The sequence below is a fragment of the Marivita sp. genome, assembly GCF_017643905.1.
Taxonomy (GTDB): domain Bacteria; phylum Pseudomonadota; class Alphaproteobacteria; order Rhodobacterales; family Rhodobacteraceae; genus Marivita.
Genome location: NZ_JAEPMO010000079.1, coordinates 1 through 21315, shown reverse-complemented (window position 1 = coordinate 21315; position 21315 = coordinate 1). Strand labels below are relative to the sequence as shown.

Sequence of the window (21315 nt, the reverse complement as noted above, 5' to 3'; positions counted from 1 at the left end):
TCAAGGCAAGTTCAGCCGCAGCAGCACGAAAAACAAAGGAGTGAAACATGCCCTTGACCCACGACTGACACAAAATCAATAATCAAAGGTGGGTCAATTCTCGATGAAAAACCCGGGTCACTTCTCAGTGCAAATCAACACGCGACGGCTCGGAAACCGCCGCCGAGGGCCTGCGCCGGATCGCTGAGCTCTACCGCATCGAGGCCGAGATCCGAGGCATGGGCCCGGGCCAACGTCTGTCGGCCCGTCAGGCCCGCAGCGCGCCCCTCGTGGCCGAGTTCGGTGATTGGCTGCAGGCACAGCGTCTGCGTATCTCGGCCAAGTCGCGCCTCGGCGAGAAGCTGACCTACATCCACCGCCAGTGGGGCGGCCTGCAGACCTTCCTCCACAACGGCCGCGTCGAGATGGACTCCAACGCCGTCGAAAACCTGATCCGCCCGATCGCCCTGACAAGAAAGAACGCCCTCTTCGCCGGCCACGACGAGGGCGGTCGCACCTGGGCCCGCATCGCCTCCCTGATCGCCACCGCGAAGATCAAAGGCGTCGAGCCCTTTGCCTATTTGAAGGCGACCCTGGAAGCCATCGCCGCCGGTCACCCGGCCAGCAGGATCGACGAGCTGCTACCTTGGAACTTCACCCCGTCAAGCTGAACAGGCGTGGGGTGGCGACAGCGCTTACAGATCATCCTTATGCCAGAAAGAAGCTCTTGATCAGGCCGTTGAACCGATCCTTCTTTTCGATTTGCGTCCAGTGGCCGCACTCGCCGAACGTGTGCAGTTCCGAGCGTTTCAGCATTTGGTGAAGGCGATGAGAGGACTCCAGGGGGATAACCGCATCCTCGCGACCGTGCACAATCAGCGCGCGATGGGGGAGCGCGGCAATCTTGTCTTCGGGCGTAGACAGCGCGGCGACATGGCGGCCGCGGGGTGCCGGGAACATGGCCGAGAAACTTTCCTGATAGCCGGGGCGTTTGCTGGCGTCGTAACGCGATTTTATCAGATCCTCGGTGATGAGGCTTTTGTCATAGGCAAAGCACTCCATCATGATCTTGCGCATGTTTTCCAGGCTGGGCTCATAGCCCCAGACGGTGTCCAACCCCTCTGTCAGACCAAAATCAAGACCTGCCGAACCCATCAGAACCATCCGGTCGACCCGGTCGGGATACCGGCTGGCAATAGCCAGCGTGAGCCCGCCACCGAAGGAATTACCGACGAAATGGGCCTTTTCGACACCCGTGGCGTCCATAAATGCGATTGTATGTTCGACCCAGCCGTCCAGCGAGTAGGTCTCGTTCTCGTGGCGCTCGGTGTAGCCAAATCCCATTGCATCCGGCGCCAGAACCCGGAAATCGCTGGCCAGGTCGGGAATTGTCAGCCGCCAGTTGGCATAGCCGGTCACGCCCGGCCCGGATCCATGAAGCAACAGAACTGCGGGGCCAGTCCCCTCCTCAAGATAGTTGGTCTTCCGCCCTGCGGCCTCGATTGTCTTGCCGATTTCAGGATTGGTCATTGTTAATTCCCTTGTTGCTCTGTTGCGTTACTGCCGTTCGCCAAGTCCAGTGCGACATCAACAATCATGTCTTCCTGCCCGCCGACCATGCGGCGTTTGCCCAGCTCGTTCAGAATAGTGCGTGCATCTATGCCATATTGCACGGCCGCGCGTTCCGCGTGCAAAAGAAAGCTCGAATAGACACCGCTATAGCCCAGAGAAAGCGTTTCACGGTCGACCCGGACCGGGCGCTCCTGTAGCGGGCGGACCAGATCGTCTGCCGCGTCCATCAGCGCGTTGAGGTTGGTGCCCGTATCGTAGCCTTCCCTTTCAAGAACCGCTATCAGAGCTTCGAGAGGCGCATTTCCGGCCCCCGCGCCCAGGCCCGTCAAGGATCCGTCGACGCGATACGCCCCCTCTTCGACGGCGGCGACTGAAATCGCAACACCAAGCGTGAGGTTGTGATGCGCATGGATGCCGACCTGGGTTTCCGGCTTTAGCGCCTGACGCAAAGCCCGCGCCCGCGCCCGCGCGGAACTGACGGTCAACGCACCGGCGCTATCGGTCACATATACGCAATGTGCACCGTAGCTTTCCATAAGCAGGGCCTGTTCGGCCAGGGCTTCGGGTTCGTTCATGTGGGCCATCATCAGAAAGCCCGACACATCCATACCAATGTCGCGCGCGGTCCCGATATGCTGTCTGGCGATGTCTGCCTCTGTGCAATGGGTGGCCACGCGAACCGACCGGACACCGGCGGCGTATGCCTCTTTGAGGTCGGCGATTGTGCCGATTCCCGGAACCAGAAGCGTGGTCAGTTTGGCCGTCTTTGCCGCGTCGGCTGCGGCGGCGATCCAATCCAGATCGCGATGGCGCCCGAAACCATAGTTGAAACTTGTCCCGTTCAATCCGTCGCCGTGGCTGACCTCGATCGCATCAACGCCTGCGGCGTCCAGCGCAGCGGCGATATCCTGCACCTGATCGACAGTGAACTGGTGGCGCACCGCATGCATCCCGTCGCGCAGTGTCACGTCTTGGATATAGAGGTTCTTGGTCATTGCGCGGCCTTTTCTTTCGTGCGTGCGATCTGTTCGCCGGTTGCCAGCGCCGCCGATGTCATGATGTCCAGATTTCCGGCGTATTTCGGCAGGTAGTGTCCGGCGCCCTCTACTTCGAGAAACACCGAAACCTTCAGCCCGCCTTCGGCAGGGCCGCCGGGCAGCCCGGCCGCCGCGTTCGGTCCGATCCTTTCGAACTGAACTTCCTGTTTGAGACGGTATCCAGGGACATAAGCCCGCACGGATTCGACCATATCCTCGACCGATGCGCGAATAGCTTCCGCGTCGTCTGTCTGGGCCAGGCAATACACCGTGTCCCGCATCACCAAAGGCGGCTCTGCCGGATTGAGGATAATGATGGCTTTGCCTTCCTCGGCGCCACCGACCTCACATATGGCGCGCGAGGTGGTCTCGGTAAATTCGTCGATATTCGCGCGTGTTCCCGGCCCGGCCGACCTGGAAGAGATCGAGGCGACAATTTCCGCATAGCGCACCGGGGCCACCCGCGAAACCGCGGCCACGATCGGAATGGTGGCCTGGCCGCCGCAGGTAACCATGTTGACATTGGCCGCGTCCAAATGGGCGGAAATGTTGACCGTTGGCACCACATAGGGCCCGATGGCGGCAGGCGTCAGATCGACGACCCGTTTGCCATCGGCTGTCAGCAACTCGCTGTGCCGGGCGTGGGCCTTGGCGGACGTCGCGTCGAACACCACAGCAATGTCGCCATAGCCGGGCATCTGCCGCAAACCGTCGATACCCTCGGCCGTCACCGGGACGCCCATCTTTTCAGCCCGCTTCAACCCGTCCGAGGCAGGGTCAATGCCGACAAATGCAGCCAGCTCCAACAGGTCGCTGTTCCGCATCAGCTTGATCATGAGATCGGTGCCGATATTGCCGGTGCCGATTATGGCCGCCTTTACTTTTGACATTCTATCACTCCGTGAATGAAACGCTGACATGGCCCAGGCCGCCAATCGAGGCCTGAACCAGTGCTTTGCCCGTGACCGGAGCCATCGGCCCCAACGCTCCGGACAGGATGATCTGCCCCGCCCTGAGGGGCGTTCCGTTTGTACGCATCTTTTCGGCCAGCCAGGCGACGGCGTTGACAGGGCTGCCCATGCAGGCCGCACCGGTTCCGGTGGAAACGGTCTGCCCGTTCAGGGTCATGTCCATTGCGCAGTTGGAAAAATCGAAGCCCAGGGGCGAGATGACCGGAGCGCCCAGAACCAACAAACCGGACGAGGCATTGTCGGCGATCGTATCGAGCAGGGTGATGTTCCAATCGGCTATGCGGCTGTCCACGATCTCGATTGCCGGGGCAATAAAGACGGTTGCGCGCAATACATCCGCGGCATTCGGCTGGGCAATATCCAGATCGTCGCCCAGAATAAACGCGATCTCCGCCTCGATCTTTGGTTGCAGCACGCGGTCGGATGAAATGACACCCCCATCGCCGACGATCATGTCCGACAGCAAGGTACCGTAGTCCGGCTGATCCACGCCCATCTGAGCCTGAACGGCCTTGGCGGTCAGTCCGATCTTATGTCCGATCAACCGGCTGCCCCCGGCCAGACGCCGTTCGATATTGGCCTGCTGCACGGCATATGCGGCATCAAGCCCGCCGTCCTCCAAATGTGTTAGGATCGGAGCGCACGGCGTTGCTTTGTTCTCAGCCTGCCACAATGTTTCGGCCGCGACCGCCAGATCATTATCCAATGTCATACGTCCCTCTGTTCTTCGGTTTGTGATGAACCGGATGCGGTTTGCCGCAACCCGAGCAAAACGGCCGGCGACCGGTACAGAACGGTATCGGCGGCCGTTTCAGACAGTGCGCGCCGGATGAACCCTACCGGATCGTTTTCCATGATCAGAAATGGATAGTCGGTACCGGCCAGTATCCTATCGTGTCCGATGGTTGTTTCCAGAAACTGCAAGGCGACATCGTCGTAAACGATGCTGTCAAAATAGAACCGGCGCGCCAGTTTGCTGGGCGGCACGGACATGCTGTTCCGGATCGACATTCCCAAGCGGTACGCATGATCCAGCCGGGGCAGGATGGCGGGCAATGCACCGCCGCCATGCGAAAGGACAATGCGAAGATTGGGGTGATTTTCCAGGACCCCACTTGTCATCAGCGACGTGGCGGCGAGAGCTGTCTCAAGCGGAAACGCCGCAATTGCGGCCATTGCCGGTACATCGCCGATCCGCTCGACCCCGGCCGGATGCAGCGCATGAACCATAACCGTCATGTTCAGCCGTTCGGCTTCGGCAAAGACCGGGGCAAGCGACGGATCGCCCAGGGGCGTACTCTGAACATGCGTGCCGATCTCGATCCCTGTCAGCCCCATGTCCCGCAACCCGCTCAGGCTGTGAGCGGCCTTTTCCGGTGTTTGCAGCGGCACCATCCCGAAAGCTGAAAACCGCTTCGGGTAGGTGGCGACTAGATCTGCGAGAAAGGTATTGACGCAGTCACAGATCGCCTCTGCATCGTCGGCGCCGAACCAATAAGACAAAAGCTCCGGCATCGGCGACAACACCTGATGGCCGATCCCCTTGGCCTCCATGTCGGCCAACCTGGCATCGGCGTTCCAGGATCGTGAATCGATCTGGCGAAAAGACTTCCCTCCGATCACGATCCGGGCCGAGCCGTCCCGTTCATGCACAACGGAGGGCCAGAGCGCATCGCGTTCTGTTCCGTCCGGAAACTGATCGGGCACGACGTGGCTATGGACATCTATTGCCCCAGATGAGCGCAAATTCTTCACCACAGTATCTTCCGTGTTATCATCCAGCCAAACAGCTTTCCGTCCATCAACCGGAAAGCTGCGCAAACGCGATTACATGCGCCTTCGGAAGCCATATCAGTTCTCGAGGCCGTTCAGATTCGATTTCGCGCCCCACATGCAAAGGCTGAAAGGTTCGAAACCGAACTGGCGTTCTCTATACGTTTCTTCGTCTACCTTGTTAACACCAACTGAGTATTCGAATGTCATCCCGTCAGGGCCCTGGAAATAAACAAACCGGGCACCTGATGTCGGGTGACGTCCCGGACCGAAGGTAATCGGTACGTTATGTTGTTTCAGCAGATTGTACGAACGCATGATGTCATCGGTCGATTCAACCTGATGGTTGATATGCTGGAGTCCGCCGCGCCCTGCAGGGACAAGAGCGAGCGTATGATGAATCTCATTCACGCGCAAAAGCGGAACGTCTCCGATACGATCACTGACGCGGGCGTTGCAAACCTGGGTCCAGAATGCTTCATCCCGCTTGCAGTCCTGGCTGAAAATGCCGACATGGCTGAAGCCGGAGATTCCGGCGTCCCGGCTCGGAAAATGACGCTTGCCCATAATCTCTGGCTGAACTACCAGCTCGATTTTCAGGCCACTGGGCTCTCGGAAAGCAACGAAATCTCTTACATGACGGGAATCGCACTCGTCGCGGGTGCCCCTATGCAGATCGTGTCCAAGATCTTCGAGAGTCGCAGCCGCGATTTCAAGTGTCTGACTATCGCGGACTTCGAAACCGACGACGTGGTCGTTGGGGTCCCCTTCGTGGTAGTATAGGGTATGTCCCCGTTCATCTGATCTGAGGTGTCGCGAATTGCGGCTGCTTTCGGAAACCTCCAGGCCCAGAATTCTCGTTGCGAAGTCGGTGCTGGTTTGAATATCTTTTGTACCCATCCGAACATAGCATACATCAAGCAGTTCAATCATCTTGTGGTCACCTTTCTGTTATCTTGGGTTTCCCAATCGGCTCCCCAGCGTTCGGGAATCAGACCATCGGAGTTCCACATGCAAAACGAGTCGCGCGCGTTTCTGAATTGTCGCGCGGTCCAGTCAGGCTCAACAGTTTTCATTCCGGTCCCGTAAGACACGATCAGGTCCTCGGGCCCCTGGAAGTACAGAAAAACTTCGCCACTTGCGGGATCGCGCCCGGGACCATCGAGGATTCGCACCTGTTGATTGGCAAGCAAATACTTGCTGCGCATGATATCGTTCAGGTCGCCTACCTCAAAATTGACGGATAGCAGCCCACTCCGCTGGCTTGCGTAGTAGGCGAGGCGTTGGTGCCGTTCATCAAAACCCAGTTGAACGCTTTCTCCGACAAAGTCCCGCACCCTGGCGCCGAAAACCTCGGTCCAGACCGCCATGTCGCGCGCGGGGTCGGGGCTGCGCAGATCGACCGATGAAATCGCTTTGATGCCCGCGTCGCGCGCGGGGAAAAACCGCTGACTCTTGTTTTCGTGGCGCACAACAATCTCGAACCGGTTGCCGGCGAAATCTTCAAAGGCCACCGCATCGCGGTAGAGCTTTCCGGCGCAAACCTCTGCGGGCAGCCGCTCGGGCTCAAGTCCGCAGGCGGTAAGTTTCCCTGTGATGTCGTCAAGATCGCTCTGGTAACGGACACTGAACCCGACAACCGGCTTGCCGGTCGCGCCGGTGGCGTCGCATTCTACTGAATACGATCGCTCGTCGGATCGGAAACGGGCGATGTCGTCACTGCCGTCCGCCGACTGAAGCCCGACCGCGCCTCCAAGGAACCGTTTGAAATCATCCAATTCTTTCGCTGGATACCGAACAAACCGAAGCTCTTCAATCATACCGGGGTCACCCCTTCTTCCCGCGGCGCGGTCACATCCGCGCCTGCTTGCGTCAGTTGAGTCGTGCCAAGATAGGCCCGTACCACTTCGGGGTTATCCAGCACCTCATCAGGAGGTCCGTCTCCGATCGACCGGCCGTAATCCAACACATGGATACGGTCCGCAATCGCGGCGACCATTTCCATGTCGTGTTCGATCCAGAGCATCGGAATTCCCAGTTGCTTCTTTGCGGCGTCGATATGGTAGGCAAGTTCCTCGCGTTCTTCCTGGGTCAGTCCCGCGGAAGGTTCGTCCATCAAAAGAACTTTCGGTTCGGCCACCAGCGCCCGCCCAAAGCCAATGATCTTCTGAATTCCGAAAGGCAGACCGCCGACAGGCAAATGCGCCAGATGGGTCAGCGACAACATCTCGAGCACGTCGTTGACCACAGCGAGATGCTCGGCCTCTTCGCGCCGCGCCGACGGCAGTCGGAACCATTGTTCCGCAAGTGTCGCCTTGAGATGGTTGTGCCGGGCCACAAACAAGTTTTCACGTGCGTTCATCCGGGGGATCAGTTCGGCATGTTGAAAGGTGCGCCCGATTCCCATTTCCGCAATGGCACTGGGTTTCTTCCCGATTAGGGACGTGCCAAGAAAGTGGATCTGTCCCGAGGGCCGATAGAGCCCGCTGATGCAGTTAAAGATACTGGTCTTGCCGGCCCCGTTCGGTCCGATCAGCGCCAGCAATTCGCCCGACCGGACACCCAGCGAAACTCGGTTAAGGACGACCAGACCGCCGAAATGAAGTTCCACATCCTTGAGTTCAAGGTCATACATTTGCTCGCTCCTCGCGTCGGCGCCGCGCATTGGCCAGATAGTCGGCGCGGCCAGCGCTTCCGGTCCCAAGGTACAGTTCCAGGATTTTCTGATTGGTCCGCAGGTCTTGGGTTGCACCTTCAAGCTCGACTTTGCCGTTTTCCAGAACGAAACCGTAGCTTGCCAGCGCAAAAGCCACTGCCGCGCTTTGCTCGACCAACAGGATGGACAGGTCGGTCCGGGCGTGAATGTCGCGCAGCCGCTCGATGATCTCGTCGACGATCACCGGAGCCAGCCCCAGCGACAGTTCGTCGATCAGCAACAGGTTCGGCTTGCAGACAAGCGCGCTGCCAATCGCCAGCATCTGACGCTCGCCCCCTGACAGCAAGCCAGCCGGTTTGTTCCTGAGTTTTGCCAATCTGGGAAAATAGACAAAGATTTCTTCTTCGATCTGCCGCCAGTTGCTGCCTTCGGCACGTGTGGTCGAGACGACTTCCAGGTTCTCGGCAACTGTCAGGTTGGTAAAGACCTTGTCCCGCTCGGGCACCAGAACGATGCCCTTGTGGATCGTTTTCGGAAGCTGAAGCCCGGTAATGTCTTCACCGAGATACCGCACGTTGCCGGCGGTCACCCGCGCATTGTCCAGCCCGATGAACCCCGAGATCGCCCTGAGCGTGGTCGATTTGCCAGCCCCGTTGGCCCCTAGGAGCGCGGTAATCTGGCCTTTCGCAACCCGGAGGTTGACACCGTGCAGCGCCCGGATCGAACGCTGATAGGTGACTTCCAGCTCCGTGACTTCCAGAATGTCTGTCATGGCGTGTCCTCCCGTTTCGACGGCGATGCGAATTGACCGACAAGGCGTTTCCAGATGCCGGTCAGGCCGCTGGGTTCGAAGACCAGAAACAGGATCATCAGCAGACCAAAGGCCGCATAGGAAGCCGAAGAAACCGTCGTGATGTCCAGCCCGATATAGGGCACTGCTTCCATCAGCCATTCAACGAAATAGGGAACCAGCGTGACGAACACCGCGCCCAGCAGGGCCCCCGGCAAGCTGCCCATTCCGCCAATGATGATCATCGCGATATACTGGATGCTCAGGAACAGCGTGAAGGCTTCGACCGAAACGAAGTTCTGGTAGTAGGCGAACAACGCGCCCGAGAACGAGGCGATTCCCGAAGTGATGACAAAGGCCAGCAGCTTATAATTGGCAACCTGCACGCCAAGAGCCTCGGCTGCGGTTTCATTCGCATGCAGGGCCTCCCAGGCGCGGCCTGTCTTGGAGTTCAGCAGATTGCGACACCCCCAGTAGGTGCCCGCGACCAGCGCCAGAAGCACATAGTACCAGGCGTATCCGTCATAAATCTCGAACCCGAAAACCACTGGCGGATCGAGGAAAATACCCGTCGAAGCGCCGCTGGCGAATTCGTATTCGCCTCCAAGGTAGATAACGAGAAAATGCAGCGCCAATGTGCTCATAGCCAGGTAGATGCCGCGCAGCCGCAAGGACGGCAGGCCGAAGATCAGGCCGATCACCGCGCCTGCCACGACCGAAGCCGGAAGGGTGATCCAGATACCTGCACCCGCTTCCTTGTAAAGGATCCCGGTGGTAAACGCGCCAGCCGCCATCAGGCCGCTATGACCCAGAGAGATCTGCCCCGCAATACCGGTCAGAACCATGAGCGCCAGTGCTCCGATGCCCGCGATAAAGATCTGCGACGCGATGTCGAGATGAAATGGCGTGGCCGAGGTCGGCAACAGTACAAGCAGGACGATCAGTCCGATCCAGGCCACCTGGTTCTGGCTTAGTCGCTTTCTACGCGTTGTGGCAGGGGTCATTTTGCCGATGCCGGTTTCTATATTAGACACGATTGAGTTCCTCCTTGGTGCCGTACAGGCCCCAGGGCCGGACAATGAGAATTGCGATCAGCACAAGGAACGGCACGACATCGGACAGAAGCGGATTGACGTAGTGGATCAGAAGAACCTCCAGGGCCGCGATGACACCCGCGCCGATCAACGCACCGGGCAGGCTGTCCAACCCGCCAACAAGTGCCGCCGGAAAGGCCTTGAGCCCGATCACCGCCATGTTCACGTCGATACGAGAATCGAGGGTGACAAGTACTCCCGCCAGTGACCCCGAAAAGGTCGACAGGGTCCAAGCCAGGGCATAGACGGTATGAAGGTTGATCCCGCGTTGCGCCGCCAGCAGCGCATTCTGTCCAGAGGCACGCATCCGCATGCCCCAGCGTGACATGTGAAGAAATGCCAGAAGCCCTAGGTAGACCAGGAACGTGCAGACAACGAGCCACAGCGCGGCGGTGGAAACCCGGACCGAGTCGGTAAGCGCGATCGAGGCATTGTCGAAGCTGATCATTGCCCCAACGTTCAGTTGTTGTGGCCCCCAGATCAGGACCATTGCGCCGCGCAAAAGAATGCCCAACGCTACGGTTGTCAGAACGGCGGCCAAAACCGGTTGTCCCGTCATCTTGCGCATAAGCAACAGATAGACGGACAACCCGACAACGATCGAGAACATCGCGGTGAGGGCAATCGCGGCGAGAGGATCCGAGGCGATACCTGCCGACGTGGCAACCAACAGGTAAGCCCCCAGGATCATGAGTTCGCCATGTGCCAAATTCAGGACACGGCTGACTTTGTACACCAGGACATAGCCGCACGCGACAAGAGCGTACAATGACGTCAAAACAACGATGTTTGCTAGGATTTGCATGATAAGCTCCTGTCGCGCTCAGGCCTCATTCGACCTCGTAGGCCTTCCAGTCCCGTGCGATCTCCATCGCGCTTTTTTCGTCGCTCCAGCGATAGGCTCGGTAGTAAATGGTTTCGCGGAAATGATTGTCATCGGTCCATTTGATCGGACCTCCGCGCAATCCCTTGGTGTCGATTTCGATGTTGCTCATGACGGCATTAATCGCCTCGGCGCTTGTGTCTTCGCCAAGCTGTTCAAGAACTGCCTCGACGACGATGCCGCCGACCCATCCGTCGAGAATGGACTCTGGATGCAGGTTGGAACCGGATTCCTTCACCGCATTGACAAGGGTTTGCGTGGCTTCGCTGTCTTCGAACAGCATCACGTTGGTTCCCAAGGTGAAAAGGTTCGGGTCCTTCATTTTCATCATCTCAAGTTCGGCCTCAGCCAGATGGCCGACGTAAGCGTTGCCTTTCCAACCCTGCTTGCGCAGCGCATCGACGAAACGGATCTGCACGGCCCACGGTGCCCAGGACAGAACTGCATCGGCTCCATTCTGAATCAGTTTGGTTGCGAAGGATGTGTAGTCAGCCGTTCCTGGCGGCGCGATCTCGACGCCGGCCGATTTCATGTCCGCTTTCAATACCAACCGTTCGGCTTCTTCCATCCCCGCCCGCGAGATTGGAATGCCCATGGCGGAAAATCCGACGGTGGCATCGCTGCTTTCCCGGTCACGAAGGTAATCGACCATTGCGATGCTGTCATGAACTGCGGAAAAGCCCGTCGAACAATACAAGAGTGGTTTGGCCGGCGGCATCGTCTCTGCAGGACAGACCGAACCGGCAAACAAAACGGGCACTTTCCCGCGCGTCGCCTGGCTGATGATCGGGGCGAAGGTTGCCGATGTGCTGACCGAGATGATCATCTGCACATCGTCCTGGGTCAGAAACCTTTTGGCGTTGCTCGCCGCCCGCGATGCATCGCCCTGGTCATCATAGATCACCAGCGACACGGTCTTTCCGTTGACGCCTCCCGCTTCGTTCAGGAGGTCGAGGTACAGCTTCAAACCCTCGGCCGGCGCGGCATATGTGCCAGCGGCCGAACCGCTCAGTGCAGCACTTACCCCGATCACGACCTCGTCATCGGCCGCCAGCGCCGGTCCCGCGGCAACTGTGGCCGACAGGACCAAGCTCTTGGCAAACTGTATAATTTTCATGGCTTTTCCTCCCATAAGTGACAGCACAAAATTCATAGCCCTTGCTGTCATGACTGTTCGACGGGCCAATCGATGTCTTCGCGTGTCAACGTATCGACCATCATGGTTTTCCAGATGGCGGTGACTTCGGCATATTTTTCGGCATTGCTGTCCCAGAGCGTCCGCATTGCGTAACCCCGGACCATATTGAAGGTCATGTAGACCAGGTTCTCGGCTAAAGGCGGCCGCATGTATTTGGACATAACTTTGACCCATTCGGCCTCGATCGGCAGACGCGCTTTCTGCGACGCCTCCAGGATCTCGGTCTTCAGATCGGGATCCGTGCTCGCGGACAGAACAATGTCCAGAACGCTGAAGAAATGCTCCCCCAGAAAGAAGCTTTCTGCATCCTTGAGCATCTCGTCGAAAATTTTGCTCTGGTCGGTCGCTGCTTGAGCCCCCTCGATGCTTTTGTCGACGGCAATTTGGTAGAGGTGCTCGTGAACTGCCAGGATCAAATCCCGTTTGTGACGGTAATGATGCAGCAGTGCGCCCCTCGATACCCCGGCGTTGTGCACCACCGCTTCGGTGCTGAACCCGGAAAACCCACGTTCGCGCAACACTTCGATTGAGGCCGATATGAGGCGTGATCGCATTTCTAGGCTGCGTTCGTCTTGCGACCGTGAGGCATTGACCGCATCGGTGTCCGCCTTGTCGCTCTGCTTGTTGGAGGAAATTTTAGTATTCAATGGATACCTTTCCATCCGCGACGAAAACAGCGTAGGTTTTCAACGGAATTTCGCAGGGCATCAGTCCGGGTTCGCCCGTGGTCACGTCGAAGGTTCCGAAGTGCCACGAGCATTCGACAAACTTTCCGCACAATTCGCCTTCTTCGGACAGCGAAGCCTCGCCATGCGAGCATTGGTCCTGAGTGGCAAAGAAGTTGCCATCGACATTGTAGACGGCGATGACGTCTCCATTCGGCAGGGTCTCGGCACGTATTTCACCTTCCGGCAAATCCTCGGCGGGAAAAAGAGCCAAGATCCTTTTTGTATCTTCACTCATAGCATCGTGCTCCCGCCATTTACCGAAATCACCTGTCCGGTCACGAAACTCGCTTCGTCCGAGGCCAGGTAACTTACCATCGAAGCGACTTCGCTCATTTCCGCCGGTCGCCCCATCGGGATCACACTGAGAAATTTCTCTGCCAATTTAGGATCGCGTTCGGTAATCTCGGCCATTTGCGGTGTGTTGGTCGCGCAAGGGGCCACTGTATTCACGGTAATCCCGTCAAGGGCGTACTCCCGGGCCAATCCGGTGGTCATGCCGTGCATGCCGCCCTTGGCCGCATTATAGGCGGCATGATCCCACAGACCGTTTCGCACGGAATCCGCACCAACGTTCACGATCCGCCCGCCACGCTGTTCGCGCATGACAGGCAACGCGTGCCAGCAGCACCAGACCGCCGTCCAAAGATTTCGGTCAATGGTTTCACGAAGGGTGTCGGGCGTATGTTCGGCAAATGCTCTGATGATCCCGCCACCTGCATTATTGACCAGAATGTCGAGCCGTCCGTATGCGCCAATGGCCGCATCGACAGCCGTCTTCGCAACGGATTCGTCCGCGAGGTTTCCGGGAACGACCACTGGGGGCTTTCCTTGAAAATGTCGCGCTGCCATTTCCTCGGCCGCCACGGTCGCTTCGGTCTCGTCGAAATTGGCGATCACCAGCCGCGCCCCGTCTGCCATCAGACGTTCAGCGATAACCAGACCAATTCCGCGCCCCGCTCCCGTTATCAGGGCAACCTTGCCTGACAGTTTTCCGCTCATAGTCGGTCCCCTCACTCTTCGTCGATCGCGCCCCTGCAAGACCGGGGCGCGATCCGTCCGTGTTACAAAATTATGCTGATCCGGCCCTGATTACGCAGGCCGTTGGTATCAAGAACAACACGCTTGGACCTGATCCGGATTTTGCCGTCCGAAACCTCCAGACCGTACAGGAGCTTGCCAAAGAAGATGTTGCTGAAGTCATCCTTGGTTCGATAGGTCGAAAAATTACACGCGACTTCAACCTGACCGTCATCTTGCGAAAGGATACGAACATTCGACACCTGATGGCGGGTTTTTGAATGCGGATACTCCGCATGGGCGGTCCGCTTCATCAATCGCTTGACCCGTTCGCCCAACCGGTACCTGTCATCCGCGATGTAAAACAGGTTGTTGTCGGGTGACGCATCGGCGGGAATGTCCGTCGGCGGAATCTGATAGGTCGCATCGTCGGTGAACAGATCCAGCCATTCCGGCAGCCGCCATTCGTCAAGAAGCTCGGCTTCGGCGTAGAGAAAATCCTCGACTTCCGGCCGCGTGAGCGTCCCGGCGTCAGATCCCTTTTCTGTTGCAGCGATCATGTCCGCTCTCCCCGGATTTGTTCAGGGCCGGTAAGGCGGCGGCTCCATTCGCGCCAGAACGCACGCATCTGCTCTTCGTCGTCCATCGCCGGCTGTTCCAAGCCCATGCCCTTTGATATGTCGTTCCACCGCACTTCCTGACTATTACGATAGCCCAGCTGGCAATGTTCCAGAGCCTCTACGTCATCCGGAGTGGCAAAGCCGCCGGGCCCGAGGAACTCCAGAAAGTTCGACAGGCGGAACTTGCGAGCCGCCGCGCTCTCTTCCTGCGGTCCGGCCGCCCAGGCATTGACGTGAAGCAGGTTTGGCGATTGCGGGAAGAAGGTGCGGATCGTCAGCGACATGATGTCGTTTATGATCAGGTTAGGGAAAATCAGCAGGTTGCGGTTCTTGTAAGCGATCCGGTCTGCTTTCTCCTTGCCGTATAGTTTTTCGTTCCGGGCGTTAAGAGCGTCGATCTCTTTCTTCCCTTCATCGCCCCAGAGTGACACCCATTGACCGGCAGGCCGTCCCCAGGGGGCGCTATATTCGATCACGCCGTGGCCATTGCCTAGATCCTTTCCAACACCGCTCAACGCGACATTGGTCAGGCCGCCTTCCATCGACTTGAGGTAGTCCAGATAAGTCGCATGGGTGCTCGTCGCGTGATAGCCGTCGATGCTGTTTTCTACCAGAAGCTTCCAGTTCGCGTTCATCGCGTATTCCTGGGTGCCGCCAATGACCTCCATGCCGTCAACCGACTGATCGAAGATCACATCCAGATATTCCTTGGCATTGCCAAGGTAATCAACAAGCGGGATTGCTTCAGGGTCGTAGCACAAGAAATACAGCCCGCGATAACTTTCCAGCCGGGGCACCTGACGCATGTTGGAATCAGGGTCGTTCTTGAAGTCGTGCCCATAGCTTTCTTCGCCCGGCTGATTTCTCAGCGCGCCGTCCTGGCCGAAGACCCAGCCATGATAGAAACACTGAAAGGACTTGGCGTTGCCTTTGCGTTCACGGCAGACTTGGGAACCCCGGTGGGGACAGGAATTGAACAGCGCCCGGATGTTGCCCTGGCGGTCCTTGTTGAACAGAATGCTGCGGCCGCCGACCACTCGGGTCACAAAGTCACCCGGTTTCTTTAGTTCCGATTCGTGGCCGAGATAAAGCCAGCAAGTGGAAAAGATGCGCTCGCGCTCTTTTGCGAACACGTCCGGATCAGTAAAGTTGTTTCTGGAAACCTTGAAGAGATGCCGATCGTTGTCGATCATCACCAAGGGATCGTTTCCGTTGGGCTTCATCGCGTCTTATCCTCCTCCGGTTGATGGGGTTCAGGCGGGAATTGCCTGTCTGAGTTTGTAAGCGGGGTCCTCGATGGCGGCCCGCTCCAGCCGGATGCCGTTTCCGACCAGTTTACGTATTGCGGCCATGTCCTTGGGAACATTGATTGTGGTGCCCCCGACGATCTCACCGCCCCGCAAGGCGATGACAGCGAAGCGCCCGCTGGCCGGATCGCCGCGCAAGACGGTCTCTTCACCGATGCTGTCGCCCGCCACCTGAATGTTCATGTTATACTGATCGGACCAAAACCACGGCGCAACCTTTGCCGGCTGCGGCGCGCCTGTTATCGACGCCGCGGCGATGGCTGCCTGCTGGTTGGCATTCGCCCAGGTCTCGATCCGCATCCACCGATTGTGACACCGGCTGAACTGCTCGGTCGCATCCCCGACCGCCAGCACACCGCTGCGTTCGGTGACGGCCCTGTCGTCCACCCGAAGCCCCTGCGCGCCCTCTGGCAAACCGATCATGGCGGCAATCCCGCGCGGCGGCTCCACCCCGATGCCGACGACGACAAGATCGGCGCTTTCCACCGACCCATCGCTCAGCGTGGTGTCGCGCCCCGACGCCGAGACCGGCCTCACACCATACCGGAAACGAACGCCGTTCCCGGCGTGCATCTGCTCCAGATGTTCGGACGCCTCCGCGGGCAGCCCCCGTTCAAACAGACGTGAGCCGGCCTCGACCACGGTCACGTCGCAGGCCCCCGCTGCCGCTGCGGCAACTTCCAGTCCGATGATCCCGCCGCCCACGATCAGGATCCTTCCTCCCATAGCCATCCGCTCGCGGATGGCGGCAGCGTCCTCGATCGTGCGCAGGACATGGATCGGCACGGTCAACCCGGCAAGCTGATCGCATTGCCGGGCGCTGGTGCCTGTCGCCAGAACCAGATGATCGTAGGAAAGCTCCTCACCCCCGGCGAGCGCCACGACCCGTGCATTGGGATCGGCGTCGACGACGGGGCTGCCGAGCCGCAAATCTATTTCGGCGGCGCTCCAGTCGCCCTGTGCCTTCATGAAACGAGTCGACCAAGCCGGATCTGTCAGCATTTCCTTGGATAGCTGGGGTCGCTCGTAGGGCAGATGCGGCTCCGCCCCGACCAGAACGACCGAACCGGAAAATCCCGCCGAACGGAGTTCCAGCGCAACTCGGGCCCCGGCCTGACCGGCGCCAACGACAACGACTCGGTCGGTCATGGTCGGCCAACGAACCGGCAGGCCACGCCCGGAGCATTTCTGTAATTGTGGGTCTGCATTCTCTCCCCCCTTCTCCGGCAACCTCCCGGCCGGTCAACTTTCTTGCCAAGGATTTACAAACAGTCTAGACTGCTTGTCAATGCACGAAAATCAGGGAGGTGCACAGTTATGTCGCAAAAAGCAGAAGATAGTGATAAAATACAGGTTGTTAGCGGGTATCAAAGCTGCAGTCTTGGCATGCTTCCACCGCGGATGCCGGATCGCGCAGATCCGCAGGTTCCCCATGATGCATCCCTCGGCAAAGTCCACTATGGCCGGATTGGGGGCGTCTATTTCTATGACCAAAATTTCGACGCCGCTGTCGGGATGGTTGAGATTGAACTCAGCATTCAATGCCTTTCCGAGGGGCATTGCCGCGTCGAGGCATTTGGTATCGGCGATGGCTTTCAATCCTGCTCGGCCAATGGTCAGGACGCACCATTGATCATTCAGTTGTGCCGCAGGGACGGAACGGTGGTCGCGGAATCGAAATGGTCTTATTCGCGTATTCTTTGTGGGCATGTCGAGGCGCTGACACACAAAGAAGACATCTTGCTTGCCAGCGAGGAATTCGAATCAATTGAACTGGGGGTGATTCCCTCGACAAAAGGGACTGTATGCACTTGCGCAATGCCGCTCGGCAGCTAGGTGTTGGATCCCTTCAGGTTGTTCAACTTTTGCCTGACGTCACCGCCCTCCGGGCAGATTTGAGCTGTCAATCTGCCCTTTAATTGCGGGCCTGCAATCTCAGGGTCGGGTCAAGCGTCGATCATGCAGGTCGCTCTTTCCCCCATTCGAAGACCGTCCCGTCGACCCCGATGCAGTGTAGAAATACAGCCAACTTGCGGGCGGCAGCGACCTGGGCCTTCTTCATGCCGTTGCGCTTGGCGAGGCGGAGGCCCCATGCTTTCAGGGCGCACCATTTTTCGTCCGGTGTAGCAGGACGCTGGCCGCCTCGAACAGAAAGGTTCGTAGCATCCGGTTTCCCCATCGCGATACGCGGCCGTTGGTGTCAGTTTCGCCGGATTGCTAGCGGCGCGGAGTCAGGCCGAGGTAGGCACCGGCCGTCGCCGCACTTCGGAATCGCGAGGGATCATCGATCTTGTGGCGGAACGTAAGCGCCGTCACCACGCCGATGCCGGGAACCGTCATAAGACGTCGGGTGGTTTCGTCTTCCCGTGCGAGTTGGCGGACCCTCCGATCAAGCCCGTCCAATTCGCCACACACATTCGCATGAACGGAGATAAGCGGCAGCAGCACAGGCCAAAGGATATGCCCGACGAGGTGGTCCATGCCATCAAATGGCAGACCGCCAGCCGCTACATGATGGTTGAGGCCTTCGCACAAATCGACACCGAGGAGATCGACCCCATTCTCAGCATCACAACGAAAGCCGCCTGATCATGCCCTCAGGCCATCCGGGAAATTACACCAGCTTGATGGGGTGGATGCCCCCTGCTTGGCGGCATCGATGTGCCAGAGCGTGGTAAAGCCGAGGCATTCCACAAGGAGACAGGGAGCATCCGTCATGGAGATTACGACAATTGGGCTGGATCTGGCAAAGAACGTGTTTCAGGTCCACGGCGTCGACACCGAAGGAACGGTCGTCTTGCGAAGGAAGCTGAGGCGTTCCGATCTAATCACATTCTTCGGGAGCATTCCTCCGGTCCTGATCGGTATGGAGGCTTGCGGAGGCGCGCACTTCTGGGCCCGGGAACTGGCCGCGCTTGGCCATGAAGTTCGGCTGATGCCTCCGGCTTATGTCAAGCCATACGTCAAGAGGGGCAAAACTGACGCGGCCGATGCCGAGGCGATCTGCGAGGCAGTGACGCGACCGACCATGCGCTTTGCATCGATCAAGACGGTGCCCCAGCAATCGGCAGGCGTGGAACTGAAGGTCCGACAGCTGCTGATCCGGCAGCGCACACGCACGGTCAACGCGCTGCGCGGCCATCTCGCGGAGTTCGGCATCGTCGCGGCGAAAGGCATCGGCCGGCTGGATGAGCTCGTCGTGATCGTCCGCGATGCGTCGGATCGGCGCCTGCCGGACGCCGTGCGCGACGTGTTGCAGGATCTGACCCAAGAGATCGATGGGCTGAATGACCGGATCAGGCGGATCGACCGTCGCCTGGTCAAGCATTGCAGGGAGGATGAGACAGCTCGGCGTCTGGCAACGATCCCGGGAGTTGGCCCGATCACCGCCTGCGCGTTGCAGGCCATGGTGACTGCCCCGAAATCCTTCCGGTCCAGCCGTCACTTCGCGGCCAGGATCGGTCTGACGCCGAGGGCGAACTCGAGTGGCGGCAAGGAACGGCTTGGCCCTATTTCCAAGCAGGGCAACACCATGCTGCGATCGTTCCTCGTGCTGGGCGCGATCGCCAGATTGCGCAATGTCCGCTCCTCGCCCGAGCGCGATGGATGGATGTCGGCACTCCTCGCGCGACGCCCCTACAAGGTGGCAGCCGTCGCGGTTGCCAACAAGCTCGCCCGGATCGCGTGGGCGCTCATGGTCAGGGGAGGCATCTACAGGGAAACCGCCACGTCCTGATCCGAAGACCGCGTTTCGCCGGAACCGCCACCGGCGAAGGCCAAGGTGCACCACGATGATGAACGCGAAGAACCGGTAGCCCGACAGCGAGAAAGCCCGTGTCCGTCAACGCGCCCCGAGAGCGCCACTTTGATCCGGCACTCGTTTCCGCGCATCTCATCAAGGCCCGCAGCCAAGGTGCTGCAAGTCGAGGCCGGACACATGACCGCACCGTTCGATCGCTGTCATCACCAAAATCGCGCCTTGACCCGCAGGGGGCATCCACACATGACGGACGTGACCCCTTCCGGCCCTGGCTTGAGGCACAACTCTCCCGCATCCCCCGGTCCTCGAAGCTTGCCGACGACATAAGATACACGCTGGCCCGCTGGCAGGGCCTCACCCGGTTCCTCGAGGATGGGCGTCTCGAACTGGACACCAACCCCGTCGAAAACCAGATCCGGAAGATTGAACCGCGCCGGGTTTGCCGGAGGCTGATTTCGTTTAGTTACGCGGCCATGTCTTCAGTTTCCAGAGCGGCGTAGAAGTTTGCCTCTGCTTCTGCCGGAGGGATGTTCCCGATCGGCTCGAGCAGGCGGCGGTTGTTGAACCAGTCGACCCATTCGAGGGTGGCATATTCGACGGCCTCGAAGTTGCGCCACGGCCCGCGACGGTGGATGACCTTGGCCTTGAACAGGCCGTTGATCGTTTCCGCCAAGGCGTTGTCGTAGCTGTCGCCGACGCTGCCCACGGATGGTTCGATGCCGGCCTCCCCCAACCGCTCGGTGTAGCGAATGGACAGGTATTGGGCGGATTCAACCGGTCGTCGCAACACCTTCGATCTTATCTTGTTTGAGCAGCCGGTCGAGGGCCTCTGCCGGCGTTTGCCATCCCAGCGTCTTCCGGGGACGCGTGTTTAGCGCATGGGTCACGGCACTCAGCTCTTCGGCGCCATGTTTGCTGAGATCCGTGCCCTTGGGGAAGTATTGGCGGAGCAGACCGTTGGTGTTCTCGTTGCTGCCGCGTTGCCAGGGGCTCTGAGGGTCGCAGAAGTAGATATCGAGACCGGTATCGATGCGGAGCTGCGCGTGTTGGGCCATCTCGGCACCTTGGTCCCAAGTCAACGAGCGACGCAGATGGGCAGGCAGGCTGCCGATCGTCCCTGCGATGGCATCGCGGACGGCTTCGGCACCGTGACCCGTGAGAGCCGGACCGTTCTTGACCGACTTTCCCGCGCCGTGCCCCTCCATGCGTGGCAAGTGCAGGAGCATGGTGAAGCGGGTCGTGCGTTCGACCAGCGTGCCAATCGCCGAGCTGCCGAGACCGAGAATGAGATCGCCTTCCCAATGCGCTGCTTGGCGTATATCTACATGGATCAGCCGTGTCCGGTGGTCTTCAGCCGCAGAGCGACTGACCTGCTCCCCTGAAAAGTCCTCGGTTTGAAGTTAGCCTGTTCTCCAAACGAGGAGACAGACAATGCGGAAAAGCCGTTTCAGCGAAGAGCAGATCATTGGCATCCTGAAGGAGCACCAGGCCGGGATCGGCGCCAAGGAACTCTGCCGGAAGCATGGCATCAGCGATGGCACGTTCTACAAGTGGCGCTCGAAGTATGGCGGCATGGAGGTGTCGGAGGCCAAACGGCTGAAGGCGCTGGAGGCTGAGAATGCGAAGCTCAAGAAGATGCTCGCGGTGTCAATCGGCACGCAAACTTGACCCCCTCTCGGCGTCCAAAAATGACCCCCTTGGAGCGCACGGGTAGCTGGCCCGATGCGGTGTAGCCCCCATACAGCGCAGCCGTATCGGGCCAGCGGTGTCCTGGTCATTCGCGGGTTTTGAAGCGCCAGTGTTGATTTGCACTGAGAAGTGACCCGGGTAGGCATAGAATTTTCATTGAGATTTGACCCATGTGACCCTCCCCCGAGTGAAGAGCGAGGGGGCTTACGGAGTGATCGACATGGGACTATTGAACGTTATT

Annotated in this window: 22 protein-coding genes and 6 pseudogenes; 7 read left to right on the top strand and 21 right to left on the bottom strand. The window is 59.0% G+C overall.

Annotated elements, in window-relative coordinates; genetic code table 11:
- Positions 1–149: 149 nt before the first annotated feature.
- Positions 150–482, top strand: a pseudogene (locus tag JJ869_RS13565) (transposase); the annotation flags it as partial.
- A 24-nt stretch (positions 483–506) separates the two neighbouring features.
- Positions 507–650: a transposase domain-containing protein gene (locus JJ869_RS13560; protein ID WP_292267871.1), complete on the top strand. Its 144-nt coding sequence runs from the start codon at positions 507–509 to the stop codon at positions 648–650.
- Between the two features lie 37 nt (positions 651–687).
- Here JJ869_RS13560 and JJ869_RS13555 read toward each other — a convergent pair whose 3' ends face one another.
- The 18 genes from JJ869_RS13555 to JJ869_RS13470 all read right to left on the bottom strand — a co-directional run bounded on the left by JJ869_RS13555 (position 688) and on the right by JJ869_RS13470 (position 16774).
- The gene (locus JJ869_RS13555) at positions 688–1509 is read right to left on the bottom strand and encodes an alpha/beta fold hydrolase (protein ID WP_088626316.1); all 822 of its coding nucleotides are present in this window, start codon (positions 1507–1509) and stop codon (positions 688–690) included.
- Between the two features lie 2 nt (positions 1510–1511).
- The gene (gene dmpG / locus JJ869_RS13550) at positions 1512–2546 is read right to left on the bottom strand and encodes a 4-hydroxy-2-oxovalerate aldolase (protein WP_121066975.1); all 1035 of its coding nucleotides are present in this window, start codon (positions 2544–2546) and stop codon (positions 1512–1514) included.
- Positions 2543–3478 carry an acetaldehyde dehydrogenase (acetylating) gene (locus JJ869_RS13545; protein WP_088626318.1) on the bottom strand — a complete coding sequence of 312 codons (936 nt, stop codon included), beginning with the start codon at positions 3476–3478 and terminating at the stop codon, positions 2543–2545. Before JJ869_RS13545 ends, dmpG begins: the two co-directional genes overlap by 4 nt.
- A 4-nt stretch (positions 3479–3482) precedes the next feature.
- Positions 3483–4271, bottom strand: a complete 789-nt coding sequence (locus JJ869_RS13540) for a fumarylacetoacetate hydrolase family protein (RefSeq protein WP_088626319.1) — start codon at positions 4269–4271, stop codon at positions 3483–3485.
- Positions 4268–5380 (bottom strand): amidohydrolase family protein, encoded by a 1113-nt coding sequence (locus JJ869_RS13535; RefSeq protein WP_121066978.1) that lies wholly within the window; start codon positions 5378–5380, stop codon positions 4268–4270. The genes JJ869_RS13540 and JJ869_RS13535 overlap by 4 nt, the downstream gene beginning before the upstream one ends.
- A 30-nt stretch (positions 5381–5410) precedes the next feature.
- A complete protein-coding gene (locus JJ869_RS13530) occupies positions 5411–6265 on the bottom strand; it encodes a VOC family protein (RefSeq protein ID WP_088626321.1) in 855 nt (284 codons plus the stop codon).
- Positions 6262–7152: a VOC family protein gene (locus JJ869_RS13525; protein WP_088626322.1), complete on the bottom strand. Its 891-nt coding sequence runs from the start codon at positions 7150–7152 to the stop codon at positions 6262–6264. The genes JJ869_RS13530 and JJ869_RS13525 overlap by 4 nt, the downstream gene beginning before the upstream one ends.
- The gene (locus JJ869_RS13520; RefSeq protein ID WP_163025991.1) at positions 7149–7967 is read right to left on the bottom strand and encodes an ABC transporter ATP-binding protein; all 819 of its coding nucleotides are present in this window, start codon (positions 7965–7967) and stop codon (positions 7149–7151) included. Before JJ869_RS13520 ends, JJ869_RS13525 begins: the two co-directional genes overlap by 4 nt.
- A complete protein-coding gene (locus tag JJ869_RS13515) occupies positions 7960–8760 on the bottom strand; it encodes an ABC transporter ATP-binding protein (RefSeq protein ID WP_163025992.1) in 801 nt (266 codons plus the stop codon). The genes JJ869_RS13520 and JJ869_RS13515 overlap by 8 nt, the downstream gene beginning before the upstream one ends.
- Positions 8757–9812 carry a branched-chain amino acid ABC transporter permease gene (locus tag JJ869_RS13510; protein ID WP_292267865.1) on the bottom strand — a complete coding sequence of 352 codons (1056 nt, stop codon included), beginning with the start codon at positions 9810–9812 and terminating at the stop codon, positions 8757–8759. The genes JJ869_RS13515 and JJ869_RS13510 overlap by 4 nt, the downstream gene beginning before the upstream one ends.
- The gene (locus JJ869_RS13505; RefSeq protein ID WP_292267864.1) at positions 9805–10677 is read right to left on the bottom strand and encodes a branched-chain amino acid ABC transporter permease; all 873 of its coding nucleotides are present in this window, start codon (positions 10675–10677) and stop codon (positions 9805–9807) included. The genes JJ869_RS13510 and JJ869_RS13505 overlap by 8 nt, the downstream gene beginning before the upstream one ends.
- Positions 10678–10702: 25 nt before the next feature.
- Positions 10703–11872 (bottom strand): ABC transporter substrate-binding protein, encoded by a 1170-nt coding sequence (locus JJ869_RS13500; RefSeq protein WP_292267862.1) that lies wholly within the window; start codon positions 11870–11872, stop codon positions 10703–10705.
- Positions 11873–11919: 47 nt separating this feature from the next.
- Complete coding sequence (locus JJ869_RS13495; protein ID WP_292267860.1) at positions 11920–12615, bottom strand: TetR/AcrR family transcriptional regulator; 696 nt, start codon at positions 12613–12615, stop codon at positions 11920–11922.
- Positions 12590–12916, bottom strand: a complete 327-nt coding sequence (locus tag JJ869_RS13490) for a non-heme iron oxygenase ferredoxin subunit (protein ID WP_088626329.1) — start codon at positions 12914–12916, stop codon at positions 12590–12592. The genes JJ869_RS13495 and JJ869_RS13490 overlap by 26 nt, the downstream gene beginning before the upstream one ends.
- Positions 12913–13680, bottom strand: coding sequence for an SDR family oxidoreductase (locus JJ869_RS13485; protein WP_121067000.1), 768 nt, complete (start codon positions 13678–13680; stop codon positions 12913–12915). The genes JJ869_RS13490 and JJ869_RS13485 overlap by 4 nt, the downstream gene beginning before the upstream one ends.
- A 62-nt stretch (positions 13681–13742) precedes the next feature.
- A complete protein-coding gene (locus tag JJ869_RS13480; protein WP_121067003.1) occupies positions 13743–14258 on the bottom strand; it encodes an aromatic-ring-hydroxylating dioxygenase subunit beta in 516 nt (171 codons plus the stop codon).
- Complete coding sequence (locus tag JJ869_RS13475; RefSeq protein ID WP_121067006.1) at positions 14255–15541, bottom strand: aromatic ring-hydroxylating dioxygenase subunit alpha; 1287 nt, start codon at positions 15539–15541, stop codon at positions 14255–14257. The genes JJ869_RS13480 and JJ869_RS13475 overlap by 4 nt, the downstream gene beginning before the upstream one ends.
- A 30-nt stretch (positions 15542–15571) precedes the next feature.
- A complete protein-coding gene (locus tag JJ869_RS13470; protein ID WP_121067009.1) occupies positions 15572–16774 on the bottom strand; it encodes an FAD-dependent oxidoreductase in 1203 nt (400 codons plus the stop codon).
- Positions 16775–16942: 168 nt separating this feature from the next.
- Between JJ869_RS13470 and JJ869_RS13465 the strand changes: the two genes are divergently transcribed.
- Positions 16943–17461 (top strand): hypothetical protein, encoded by a 519-nt coding sequence (locus JJ869_RS13465; RefSeq protein ID WP_141102065.1) that lies wholly within the window; start codon positions 16943–16945, stop codon positions 17459–17461.
- A gap of 261 nt (positions 17462–17722) precedes the next feature.
- Here the strand turns inward: JJ869_RS13465 and JJ869_RS23185 are convergent.
- Positions 17723–17965: pseudogene (locus JJ869_RS23185) on the bottom strand (IS110 family transposase).
- A 120-nt stretch (positions 17966–18085) separates the two neighbouring features.
- Between JJ869_RS23185 and JJ869_RS13460 the strand changes: the two are divergent.
- The 3 genes and pseudogenes from JJ869_RS13460 to JJ869_RS23180 all read left to right on the top strand — a co-directional run.
- Entirely contained in the window at positions 18086–18214 is a 129-nt protein-coding gene (locus JJ869_RS13460) for a hypothetical protein (protein ID WP_292267856.1), read from the top strand.
- Between the two features lie 127 nt (positions 18215–18341).
- Positions 18342–19361: an IS110 family transposase gene (locus JJ869_RS13455; RefSeq protein ID WP_121067017.1), complete on the top strand. Its 1020-nt coding sequence runs from the start codon at positions 18342–18344 to the stop codon at positions 19359–19361.
- Positions 19362–19648: 287 nt separating this feature from the next.
- Positions 19649–19810 (top strand): annotated as a pseudogene (locus tag JJ869_RS23180) (transposase); the annotation flags it as partial.
- A gap of 38 nt (positions 19811–19848) precedes the next feature.
- Here the strand turns inward: JJ869_RS23180 and JJ869_RS13445 are convergent.
- Both JJ869_RS13445 and JJ869_RS13440 read right to left on the bottom strand, forming a co-directional pair.
- Positions 19849–20151 (bottom strand): annotated as a pseudogene (locus JJ869_RS13445) (integrase core domain-containing protein); the annotation flags it as partial.
- Positions 20152–20155: 4 nt separating this feature from the next.
- Positions 20156–20689, bottom strand: a pseudogene (locus JJ869_RS13440) (IS30 family transposase); the annotation flags it as partial.
- A gap of 127 nt (positions 20690–20816) precedes the next feature.
- Here JJ869_RS13440 and JJ869_RS13435 point away from each other — a divergent pair.
- Positions 20817–21029, top strand: a pseudogene (locus JJ869_RS13435) (transposase); the annotation flags it as partial.
- Positions 21030–21315 lie beyond the last annotated feature (286 nt).